This window comes from Kaistella gelatinilytica (assembly GCF_015679325.1).
GTDB lineage: Bacteria > Bacteroidota > Bacteroidia > Flavobacteriales > Weeksellaceae > Kaistella > Kaistella gelatinilytica.
In genome coordinates this window covers 884,715-897,032 of sequence record NZ_JADPVI010000001.1, presented here as the reverse complement: position 1 = coordinate 897,032, position 12,318 = coordinate 884,715, and the positions used below count along the sequence as shown (strand labels likewise).

Genomic DNA, 12,318 nt, shown 5'->3' with positions numbered 1-12,318 from the left:
TATGGCACAAATTTCTGCGTATCTCACCATAATTTGTTATTTTTAAATAATTATTAAAAATTAAATTGACACTAGTTTTTCGTTCTAAAATCAATCCTTATGAATTATAAAGATCCTCTGGTATTAATTCTAAACTTAACAGTGATTTTAGTTCTCTTTCTTTTAATTCTGCCAACTTTACTCAACAAGAAAGAAAAAATTGGCGTAAGAGTTTCCTTTTCTATCATTTTTTTTATAGTAATCGTAAATTGTACGGGCAATTTGATCATTTTTTATTTTGAAAATTATAGCTTGCTTCCGTTACATTTTGCATTGATGTGCATTCCGTTTCTTTTTGGTCCTGCGATCTATTTTTATATCAGAGAAATCAATGACTCGCACATAACCAATTTAATACCGCATTTAATAATTCCTTTTATTGCTCTTTTTGGTGCACTTCTGTACAATTTTTGGTCTCCGGAGGAAAAAAACAATGTCATAAAGCAAATGTCTGCAGGATCTTATTTGCCCTACAACATTGTTAATACTGCTGTAATTATCGTTCCACTCTATTATTTTGTAAAGTCAAAAATATGGTTGAAAAATTTCAAACTAAATCCGCAGGATATATTTTATGCACAAAAAAGAATACGGAAAAATTGGGCAAATGAATTTCTGAATTATATGATTTTCAGTATGTTTTCATTTCTAATTATCGTTGTTATTACCTCGTATTTTATGCAAATTCCTCAAATGTATCTAGATTTAATAGGAATGCCCATTTATTTTCCCTTCATCTATTCTGTTGTAGCGGTTCGAAACAACATGATATCTAAAGAACTGGAAATGAATTACGTTTTGGCAAAATCTGAAAATGAAGTAAAACTCAGCGAGCAGAGAATAAATATCTCACGCGATCTGCATGATAATATCGGCGCATATGCAAACAGTCTCATTTCTAAAATAGATCATATCTCTACTTCAGATGAAAACATCAGCACCCATCAAATTAAAGATTTAAAAGAAAATGCAGAAAGTATTTTAAGTTTGCTTCGACAGACAATATGGGTCCTTAATAATGATGAAATTGGGGCGGAATCCTCCTTTGATTATGTAAAACAATATGCTTTAAAGATTTTTAAAAACACCAATATTAAGGTAGTTTTTGATGAGAATATAGAAATAAATAAAATTTTGACTGCCGCAGAAGCCAGCAATATTTTTCGGATTATTCAGGAAGCTTGCCAAAATATTATGAAACATTCGAAGGCAGACAAAGTAACGATCGGTATTATTAGTAACGATTATTTTGTGATCAGTGTTGAAGATAATGGAATTGGTTTCACAGAAAATAATTCCGGTGATTCCTACGGTTTAAAAAATATGCAGCAACGCGCAAAAGATATAGGAATGTTCCTCAAAATCGAGAAGATCATTGAAAGCGGAACTAAAATAACCATCACAAATTCCACGATATAAATACGCTTTTAAGCGTATGTTATTTTTTGAATCTTATTAATATTTTTGAACAAACTAATGACCGTGAAAATTGGAATTGTTGAAGACCATTTTATCAACCGCAAAATCATCAAGGAAAAAATTCTTCCCTATGAAGACATTCAGTTAGTGATTGAGGCTGAAAATGGGGAACATTTTTTCGATTTAATGAAGGACTTGCGGAAAGAAGATTATCCTCAAGTTGTTCTTATTGATTTAGAAATGCCTTTATTAGACGGGATTTCAACCATTTCCCTTTCTTCTATTCGTTATCCTGCTATTAAATTTATTGTCTTGACCATTTATGAAGATAATGATAAAATTTTCGATGCTATAAAAGCCGGCGCAAGTGGATATCTGCTCAAAGAAGACCGAGCCGTAAATATAGTAGATGCAGTTACAAACGTCATCGAATTTGACGGGATCCCAATGAGTCCGGCAATTGCAAGAAGAGCCATGAAACTCTTAAGTGGTATCACCCAAAAGAATATTCCTCTGGAAAAAATTGAAGATTACCAGCTAAGTTCAAGGGAAATTCAGGTTTTAAAAGAAATTGTTGGCGGAAACAATCCTGCCGAAATTGGGGAGAAACTTTTCATCAGTCCTAACACGGTAAGAACGCATGTGAATAATATTTACAAGAAACTTCACCTTAATTCCAGAGCTCAAGTGATCAGTTTAGCACACAAAAATAATTGGATATAGTTTATAACTATCTACCATTGTTTTAATTACGTCGAATTACGTATTGCCAAACATTACCTGAATGTTGATTTTTGATAAAAATCACGCTTTTTATGCTACCCTTCAAAAATCTACTTTTGAGAGTGCTGTTTTTTCTCACTTTCCTAACTTCTTTCTCAGTGATGAAAGCTCAGAATCTGCAGGAAGTAATCACAAATTTAAAAACAGAATTAACGAAGAGTCCCGATGAAAAAAAACGAGCCTCCATTTATTCTGATCTTACCTGGTATTATGCAAGTGTTTCTGTTGATTCTGCTTTACATTACGGCAACAAAGCAATTTTTGCTACAGAAAAACTAAAAGATTCTACCCTTTTATCTCAAATTTATAGTGATCTGGGCGCTGTTCATTTCCGAAATAACGATTTTAGAAATTCCGAAAAAAATTATCTTCAATCTTATCAAATAAGAAAAAAGCAAAATAATATTGCGGGAATTGCAAAACTCAATAACAATTTAGCCTCTGTTTATCAAAGTACTTTTCAGTATAAAAAAGCGATGAAAATGTATTTGGAAGCGCTCAACTTTTTTGAAAGTAAGGCGGATGAAAAAAACATCAATACTACAAAAGCCAATATAGGATTGCTTTTTATCGATTTAAAAGATAATACCAATGCCATAAAATATATTACAGAAGCAATTGCTTTTTTTGAAGACCAGGATAAAAGCGTTGAGTTCGACAATAAACTTTGCGAAAATTATTTGAATCTCGGTAAAGCCTTTCAAATGAAAAAGGATTATGCCAGTGCGGAAAAGTATTATAATAAAAGTTCTGAGATTTGTAATAAAGTAGGTAATAAGCAAGGTTTTGCTTTCTCGAAAAGAAATCTCGGTAATTTAAATACACTTTTAAAAAATGATTCTGCTGCTGAATTGAATCTTAAAATTTCGAAAGAGACGAGAAAAGAATTCAACTCAAAATTAGATACAGAAAGCAATGATATTGATGTCGCGCAAAATTTGATCGTCCAGGAAAAATTTGTGGAAGCAAAAAGAATATTGCTGAAAATTCTGCCTGTTTTTGAAAAGGAAAATTCCAAAGAGAATCTTCTTTCCACATATAAATTGCTTACAAATATTTATCATCACAGCAGTCAAACCGATAGTGCAGATCTCTTTTTTGAAAAATATGTTGCCCTGGATTCTGATCTGGTAAATACGAGTGTGAATAAGGATACTTCTGAAATGGAAAAAAAATACCGCAGTTTACAGAAGGACAATGAAATTTTATCACAGAAATCTAAGATATTCAAGACCAATGTTATTGTTTTTTCGCTATTAGGATTTTTACTGATGGGATTTATTTATTACAAAAATTATCAGAACAAACAAAAAATAAAACTCCAGAAAGAAATTCTACATCAGCAGGATCTCGCTACGAAAGCCGTTATGAATGCAGAAGATAACGAGCGAAAAAGAATGGCAACTCACCTTCACGACGGAATCGGACAGTTGCTTACTGCTGCAAATATGAACATGAGCGTTCTGGATGAGTACAAAAAAGATGAAAATAATTTTACGAACGTTCTCAACAAAACCCGGGAAATTTTATCGGAAGCCATGTTGGATGTGAGAACGCTTTCCCATCAGATCATGCCCAATATGCTCATCAAAAATAGTCTTGCAGATGCTTTGCGCGATTTAATTTCAAAAACAAATTCGCCAAAACTACATCTTGAACTGAAAATGGAAGGTTTGACAAAAGATCTGAACCAAAATATTCAGGTTGTCATGTATCGAATTATTCAGGAGTGTATCAATAATACGATCAAGCACGCAAGAGCGAATAAAGTAGAAATTTCTCTGATCCAGAACAATACTATGATCGAGGCTATTTTCAAAGATGATGGAATTGGTTTTAATCCCTTAAAAATAAATTCCCGAAGTAATGGTTTAGGTCTCGAAAATATTAAATCCCGAATCGATATGTTAAAAGGAGATCTGAAAATTGACAGCGCTGAAGGAAAAGGAACTTCAATCATAATGAAAATCCCAATTTAGATGGAAAATACACTTGATGTCGTAATTATCGATGACCACAATATTATTATTGAAGGTCTGGAAATGCTTCTAAGTTTTGAAAAAAATGTGAGAATTCTAAAAACTTATAATGACGCGTATGATTTTTTGGGCGATTTACGAGGTCAAAAATTAGTACCAAAAATTCTCTTAATGGATTTAATGATGCCAACGATCAATGGATTGGAATCTTCAAAAATCATTAAAAAAGAATTCCCGGAAATTAAGATCATCATTCTTTCAATGAATTGCGAGCCAAAAGTGATTTATGAATTAATAGAAAAAATCGAAGTGGAAGGATATCTTTCCAAAAAGATCAGCAGAACTGAACTGTATACCGCTTTAAATGAAGTGAACAAAGGTTATGTTCATCTGTCGGAAGAAGCGCAACAGGCATTAAATTGTTTCAGAGAAAAAATTATTTCTTATCCTGAAATAAAACTTTCCTGCCGTGAAAAGGAAATTGTCGATTTGATGATCAATGGTTTCTCAAACAGAGAAATTTCAGCAAAACTTTTTATCAGTGAAAGCACCGTCGAAACGCACCGCAAGAATATCTATCGAAAAACAGAAGCCCATTCTATTCCCAAACTCATACAAATTGTGAATGATCTCAACCTTTTGCAAACCATTTGATGAATATAAAAGCGTCAAATCAGGATAAAAAATAATGAAAAAAATATAATGTTGGAAAATGATCCAGCTTAACCATGTAGATTCAAAGAGAAAACCTCAATTTTTATTGAGGTTTTTTTGTCTTTTGTTTAAAAAATACCCATTTCAGGGTATCATTTTTTTTCAGAGATAAAATAATTTTACTTAAGTTAAAAAAATCACAAATACCATGAAACTAAAAAAATCACTCGTTGCGATCTGCACATTCAGTTGCCTAGCAATCACCGCACAACAGGCAGGATTCAATGTCCTGGAAAAAGATTACGACATTTCCCGAAAAGCCAAGAAAGGTTATCTCGGTGGGATAGAAGGTAAAGAAAATGGAAATTTTGACATGATCTATTTCCTGCCTTCATCCAAAAGAAAAGTGAAAATAGAAACTTATTCTTTTGATAAAGATGCCAATCTTACCAATACGGTAAAAGACGACTGGGAGGTAGAAAAAGCAAGAAAACGCTACAAAGGCTTAACTTATAAAGGAGATCTGCTTATCAACAAAGCAATTTCGGTAAGTTCGAACATGATGGGCAGAATGGTTTATAAAAACCGCGAAGTAACTGCAAAATATAACTGGCTTGCCGGAGGTTATGTAAAAAAAGTGAAAATGCTCGATAAGCAAAAACTTGCGAATGAAAATGGGGATGAATATCTTTTTGGTGGCGCCTACGAAGTGGAAAGGGACAGCGCAATTTTGGTAATAGGTTTTCCTTATAATAAAGAAAAAGCGGACTTTTCGAAAATGGATTTCATGAAAGTGAACAATACAGGAAAGATCACGAATTTAGAAACGATCAACACAGGATATCAACTGCGACCTGTTTTTTCCAGACCTCTATTAGATGATGACAGCAAAAATATTGAGAATGACGATCTCCCAAGAGACTGGATCCACATTATGTCGCCCGCAAAAGGCACAGCAGGAGCTCCGAACGAAATGACTTATTTCCGGATTTCGCCTGAAGGAAAAATTAAAGAAAATTTTAAATTTATAGCGCCAACTGCAGGATACAGAATTATTAATGCCTACGAAAAAAATGGCGAAGTAATTTTGTACGGTCTGGGAATTAAAAAAGATGGTAAATCAACGGAAGAAATTTTAGGTTCCGCAGTTTCTGCGACCAGTATGGATAGTGAAGAAATCGAACAAACCAAAGGAGGTTCTTCGGCGACCGAAAATATTATAGGCAAAGTAAGCGGTTTAGGCGGTCTGATCAGCGCCGCCCGAAAAACGGTGAACGTAGTTTCAGGAAAAGAAGAAATGATGCCAAGTCAGGATGCTCTGGATACGATGATGGATGAAAAAAAATATACCGATTTTATTTTGTGCAAAATGTCTGGAGGAAAAGCGGTTTTTGTTAATGCAACACCGATCGCAGAATTAAATCAAAAAGCTGTTGCAGGTCCAGATATGAAAAAGCCTTTAGAATTTGACGGGAAGAAATTTAAAACCAATAATTTCCAAATATTAAATGATGGTTCGATGCTTCTAAGCTTTCAGGATTTCAAAAAAAATAACAGTCGTGGCGGCGGTGGAAGTAAGTTCTTGAATACTTTGGCCGGAGTTCACACCAGTTCCAGCGGAAAGAAATACGACAGAATTTATCAGGGTTTGTATATGTTGCATTTCACTCCGGATGGTCGTCTAAATAAAAATTATACCGTTTTACTGGATCAGCAGAACAAAAAAGGATTTTTCAACAATTCGCCCATGACCGCCGATAACTTCTCAGCGACCAGTTATATCATTCAAAGCAAAGATGGAAAATCGGTCAACTGGATCATGGAAATGGTAAAGGCGATCGATGTTGATACGGATTTCAATAGCACAACCAATTTCTTTAATGGTTCTACTACCAATACAACTACCACCAGTTATGCGCCTTTCTACAGCATAGAATATGGAAAATTAAATTTGGAGGCAGGAACTTCAACAGAATTTAGAACTTTGGGAGATCTGGAAAAGAAAAAATACTATCTCTACGAAAAATACAATAGAATCCAGATCGGAGACTACACGTATTTCTTCAGTGAAACACCAAAAGGAGACAGAATGTTAATTTCCAGACTGGATTTAAATCAATAATCATTAAAAAACGTGATTTCCGCACCTGATCTTGAATGAGTTTTTATGATTTTTCGGGTGTGGTTTTATATGATATTCAATAATTTTAAAATGAAACTATTAATATCCTTTTTGAAATTTGCCTTCAAAACAATTATAAACGGAGGATCATTGTAATATTAGAATGTTTTTTAATGAAGTCTTTATAAAAAGCCTCAAAATTTATAGCTTTAACACAAATGATGAAGACAAAATTCAGTAGGAAATTTTTCCTGCTGAATTTTTTTCCTCTATGCAACAAATAATAATTTGATTATATTTGTTCTCTTAAAAAGTAAAGAACATGTACAATAAATTAGTAAGATTAGAAGTGATGCGAAATCTGGGAACAGAAGTTAACGACTTCATTTCCTCCTACCTTACTCCTGTAGAAAAAATATGGCAACCAAGCGATTTCCTGCCTGATTCCTCTTCAAACGAATTTAAATATGAGGTTGAGGAACTTCAAACGTTTGCACAAGAAATGGATTATGATCTTTTTGTAACGTTGATCGGGGACTGTATTACCGAAGAAGCATTGCCAACTTACGAATCGTGGTTGATGGGTGTTGATGGTGTTAATCAGGAAGAAGCTACCGGATGGGCGCAATGGATAAGAAGCTGGACTGCAGAAGAAAACAGACACGGCGATCTGCTCAACAAATATCTCTATCTCTGCGGAAGAGTAAATATGAGAGAAGTAGAAATTACAACTCAATACTTAATTCAGGACGGACTTGATATCGGAACAACGATGGATCCTTACAGAAATTTCGTCTATACGAGTTTTCAGGAGACTGCCACCAATGTTTCTCATAGAAGAGTAGGTACTTTGGCAAAACAAAGCGGAAATGTGAAGTTAGCCAAAATGTGTGGCGTCATTGCTGCAGATGAAGCGCGACATGCAAAAGCATACAAACATTTCGTTACCAGAATTTTCGAAGTAGATCCATCAGAAATGATGCTTGCTTTTGAAGATATGATGCGCAAGAAAATTGTTATGCCTGCACATTTAATGCGCGAATCTGGGCAAAAAGCGGGTGAGCTTTGGTCTCATTTTTCAGATGCAGCACAAAGAGCAATGGTTTACACGGGTCATGATTATATTAATATCCTGAGCGAACTTCTTGATGACTGGAAAATTGAACACATCAGTGGATTAAATGAGAAAGCGGAGAAAGCACAGGAATATTTAATGAAACTTCCCGGTAGATTACAGAAGATCACCGACAGAATTGCAACTCCAGATTTAGATCATCAGTTCAAATGGATCAAATCTTAATATTAAATTATAGTAGAATTTATTCTCAGAGTGGTCGATGTTTTCTACCACTCTTTTATTTTCTTATCTTTGCAAAAATTAAATTGACCGAGATGAAAAGCAATAAAAAACTAGCCATTGATTTCGACGGTACGGTCGTAGATGACGCGTATCCGGGGATCGGAAAACCAAAGACTTTTGCATTTGAAACTTTGAAAAAACTTCAGTCAGAAGGGTATCGTTTAATTCTATGGACGTATCGCCATGGTAAAACTTTAGACGAAGCAGTAGAGTTTTGCAAAAAAAATGGCGTAGAATTTTATGCGGTTAACTCAAGTTTTGAAGGTGAGACTTTTGACCACGCCGAAGCCTCCAGAAAAATCGATGCTGACTTATTTATTGATGATAGAAATTTAGGCGGTTTTCCAGGATGGGGAGAAATCTACAACATCATTAATGACAGAATAGAATTTCGTGTAGAAGGCAATGAAGTTTTGGCCTATTCAAAAATGAAAAAGGATAAAAAGAAAGGCTTGTTTTGGTAATTTTTTTCCGGAATAAATAGAAGCTTTTAGTTTTAAAATATTAAAAAATATATTGTCAACATAAACGATGATTCACTTAAAAACAATCGAAGAACTTCGGTTAATGCGCGAAAGTGCACAATTGGTTTCCAAAACTTTGGGAATGATTGCAAAAGAAATAAAACCTGGTGTAACTACTTTGCATCTGGATAATTTAGGGGGTGAATTTATTCGGGATCATGGTGGTGAACCTGCTTTCCTTGGAATGTATGGTTTCCCGAAGAACCTTTGTATTTCTCCAAATGCTGAGGTGGTTCACGGTATTCCAAATGAAAAGCCGCTGGAGGAAGGTGATATTCTTTCTGTTGATTGTGGCGTTTATATGAATGGTTTTTACGGCGATCACGCTTATTCTTTTGAGGTTGGAGAAGTGGCTCCGGAAACAAAAAAATTATTGCAGATCACAAAAGAATCTTTATACAAAGGAATCGAGCAATGTATTCGTGGAAAAAGAGTAGGAGATATCTCCTTTGCGATCCAGGAATATTGCGAAAAACACGGTTATGGTGTTGTTCGCGAACTGGTTGGTCATGGTTTAGGTAGAAAAATGCACGAAGATCCTCAGGTTCCAAATTACGGACGAAAAGGCAGTGGAAAAGTTTTAAAAGACGGAATCGTTCTCGCCATCGAACCTATGGTAAATCTTGGGACCGAAAAAGTAAAATTTCATGATGACGGTTGGACGGTGACTTCTCTTGATAATTCACCTTCTGCACATTTTGAACACGACGTTTGCATCATCAACGGAAAACCGGTTTTACTTTCTACGTACAAATATATTTATGAAGCATTGGGAATCGTAAGTGAGGAGGAAAAACCATTTACTTTGGATTTTTAATGAAAACCCTGACTAAATTTCTCTTAAATAAAATCCCAAGACCTTTATTGATCAAAGCGAGTATTTTGGCGCGACCTTTAATCGTTCAATTTTTTAAAGGTGACAAATTTACTGATCCAGTCGACGGTAAATCTTATCGGAAGTTTCTGCCATATGGTTACGGCAAACAGCGTGAAAATGCACTTTCTCCCGGAACATTAAGTTTGGAACGTCATCGCCAAATGTGGTTGTATCTGCAAAATGAAACCGACTTTTTTACTAAAAATTACAAAGTTCTTCACATCGCTCCTGAACAGGAATTTCTCAGAAAATTCAAAAAAATGAAAAATCTGGATTATATTTCTGCGGATCTTTACTCGCCGATCGTCGATGTAAAAGCAGATATTTTAGATTTACCTTTTGAAGATGAAAGTTTCGATATCGTTTTTTGCAACCATGTTTTAGAACATATTGAAGACGATAAAAAAGCCATGAGCGAATTATTTCGGGTGATGAGAAAAGGCGGCTGGGGAATTTTTCAGGTTCCTATGAAGAATTCTTTAGAAAAGACTTACGAAGATTTCACCATTAAAGATCCAAAAGAAAGACAAAAACATTTCGGACAATACGACCATGTTCGCTGGTACGGAATGGATTATTTTGATCGATTGAAAAATGTTGGTTTTGAAGCAGATATCAATTTTTATTCAAGGAAATTTTCAAGGGATGAACGGGAAAGATTTTCTTTAATGGAGAACGAAATTTTACCCGTCGTTTCTAAGAAATAAATGAAAATAATTGAAATGAAAAACAATTATTTCCTCCATTTATTAAAGTCGATTCCGTTATTACCGATTATCTATTTTCAGGGAAAGAAGATCAAAAAAGAAATTCAATTATTCCCAGAAGCAAAAAATCCGGAAGGTTTTATCAACGCAAATTCCTATAAAAATTTAAAGATTTTATTTATTGGGGAAAGTTCATTTGCCGGAGTTGGCGTAGAAAATCACAAAAATGGTTTTGCCGGTCATTTCTCAAATGCTTTAAGCGAAAAATTTCATTATAATATCAACTGGAAAGTTTATGCTAAAACAGGTTATAATGTTGACAAAATTCAAAGAAAACTTATTCCTTTAATTGTTGAAAAAGAGTGCAACCTTTTGGTGATCGGCATTGGTGGGAATGATACTTTTGAGTTGAATCAACCTAAAAAATGGCGTGAAAGTGTTCAATGCTTAATTAATGATCTTCGAAAAAAATTTCCTGAAACTCCAGTTTTATTTGCGCAGTTACCGACTATCGAAATGTTTCCTGCCTTTTCGAAAGAAATGAAGCTGGTTTTAGGAAATCACAAAGATATTCTTGCAGATCATCTCAACACACAAGTTCTAAAGAACAAAAATGTTTATTTCCCGACTGAAAAAATAAATTTTAAAGAATGGCTCGGAAAACTCAAAGAAGGTCAAACAGTTTGGGAATTTTTCAGTGATGGAATTCATCCTTCAGAACTCTGTTATGATTTGTGGGCGAAAGATTGTGTAACATTTTTAGGTCAATCGAAAATAAATTTTTAGTAACCTTTGATAAAAATATCGATCATTAGATAATTATAGTTTTAGTGGTACAACAATGTTTCACTACCTTTGTAGAGATTTCGAATTTTCGAGGTCTTTTAATTTTTAATTACTTCAATAAAAAAGAATGCACAAAGCAGGATTTGTAAATATAGTAGGGAAACCGAATGCCGGTAAATCGACACTTCTCAATCAATTGATGGGAGAGAAGTTAGCAATTGTAACCCAGAAAGCACAGACAACGAGACACCGAATTTTCGGGATTTATAATGAAGAAGATTTGCAGATCGTTTTTTCTGACACGCCGGGAGTTTTAGATCCGAAGTATGGTTTGCAGGAAAAAATGATGGATTATGTGAAAGATTCTTTACAGGATGCCGATGTTTTCCTTTTCATCGTTGATATTTTAGACCGGACTGAACCCTTCGAATTTCTGGTTGACAAACTGAATAAAATTCCTGTACCTGTATTAATTTTGGTTAATAAGATTGATGAGTCAAACCAGGAAGATTTAGAAAAAACAATGGAGTTGTGGCACGAAAGGATTCCAAAAGCGGAGATTCTGCCAATTTCTGCATTGAAAGGTTTTAATACCGATGCTATTTTGCCAAAATTGAAATCTTTATTACCAGAAAATCCGCCCTACTACGACAAAGATCAATATACCGACAAGCCGGAGCGATTTTTTGTCAATGAAGCAATTCGGGAGAAAATTTTATTAAATTACGATAAAGAAGTTCCTTATTCCGTAGAAGTAGTCACCGAAATCTTTAACGAAAAAGAAGGAATTATTTTTATTGATTCTATTATTTATGTGGAGCGAGATACCCAGAAAGGTATTATTATCGGGCATAAAGGAGATGCAATAAAAAAAGTAGGAACAGAAGCAAGATTAGATCTGGAGAAATTCTTTTCGAAAAAAATCCATCTTAATTTATTTGTAAAAGTGAAAAAAGACTGGCGAAAAAATGACAGAGATTTAAAGAATTTTGGGTACAGCTAAAACTAAATAACCACAGAATACCGTTACGGAGAGGATTTATTAAATTTGCTTTTAAAATTATTTGA

General features: G+C 34.2%; 11 protein-coding genes. All 11 read left to right on the top strand.

Translation table 11 applies throughout. From position 1 onward, the window contains the following. The first annotated feature begins 99 nt into the window (after window positions 1-99). A complete protein-coding gene (locus IV494_RS03895) occupies window positions 100-1,458 on the top strand; it encodes an ATP-binding protein (RefSeq protein WP_196078846.1) in 1,359 nt (452 codons plus the stop codon). Window positions 1,459-1,515: 57 nt separating this feature from the next. Continuing rightward, the gene (locus IV494_RS03890; RefSeq protein WP_196078845.1) at window positions 1,516-2,181 is read left to right on the top strand and encodes a LuxR C-terminal-related transcriptional regulator; all 666 of its coding nucleotides are present in this window, start codon (window positions 1,516-1,518) and stop codon (window positions 2,179-2,181) included. A 92-nt stretch (window positions 2,182-2,273) separates the two neighbouring features. Then, window positions 2,274-4,220, top strand: coding sequence for a tetratricopeptide repeat-containing sensor histidine kinase (locus tag IV494_RS03885; RefSeq protein WP_196078844.1), 1,947 nt, complete (start codon window positions 2,274-2,276; stop codon window positions 4,218-4,220). Then, the gene (locus tag IV494_RS03880; protein ID WP_196078843.1) at window positions 4,221-4,874 is read left to right on the top strand and encodes a response regulator; all 654 of its coding nucleotides are present in this window, start codon (window positions 4,221-4,223) and stop codon (window positions 4,872-4,874) included. It begins immediately after the preceding gene. Window positions 4,875-5,082: 208 nt separating this feature from the next. After that, window positions 5,083-6,996 (top strand): hypothetical protein, encoded by a 1,914-nt coding sequence (locus tag IV494_RS03875; RefSeq protein WP_196078842.1) that lies wholly within the window; start codon window positions 5,083-5,085, stop codon window positions 6,994-6,996. Between the two features lie 322 nt (window positions 6,997-7,318). Further along, window positions 7,319-8,296: an acyl-ACP desaturase gene (locus tag IV494_RS03870; protein ID WP_196078841.1), complete on the top strand. Its 978-nt coding sequence runs from the start codon at window positions 7,319-7,321 to the stop codon at window positions 8,294-8,296. A 92-nt stretch (window positions 8,297-8,388) separates the two neighbouring features. Next, complete coding sequence (locus IV494_RS03865) at window positions 8,389-8,820, top strand: BT0820 family HAD-type phosphatase (RefSeq protein WP_196078840.1); 432 nt, start codon at window positions 8,389-8,391, stop codon at window positions 8,818-8,820. 67 nt (window positions 8,821-8,887) lie between these two features. Further along, complete coding sequence (gene map, locus IV494_RS03860) at window positions 8,888-9,697, top strand: type I methionyl aminopeptidase (RefSeq protein ID WP_196078839.1); 810 nt, start codon at window positions 8,888-8,890, stop codon at window positions 9,695-9,697. Further along, entirely contained in the window at window positions 9,697-10,464 is a 768-nt protein-coding gene (locus tag IV494_RS03855; RefSeq protein WP_196078838.1) for a class I SAM-dependent methyltransferase, read from the top strand. Before map ends, IV494_RS03855 begins: the two co-directional genes overlap by 1 nt. Before the next feature lie 15 nt (window positions 10,465-10,479). Next, window positions 10,480-11,250, top strand: a complete 771-nt coding sequence (locus IV494_RS03850; RefSeq protein WP_196078837.1) for an SGNH/GDSL hydrolase family protein — start codon at window positions 10,480-10,482, stop codon at window positions 11,248-11,250. 127 nt (window positions 11,251-11,377) lie between these two features. Continuing rightward, window positions 11,378-12,253, top strand: a complete 876-nt coding sequence (gene era / locus IV494_RS03845; RefSeq protein ID WP_196078836.1) for a GTPase Era — start codon at window positions 11,378-11,380, stop codon at window positions 12,251-12,253. Window positions 12,254-12,318 lie beyond the last annotated feature (65 nt).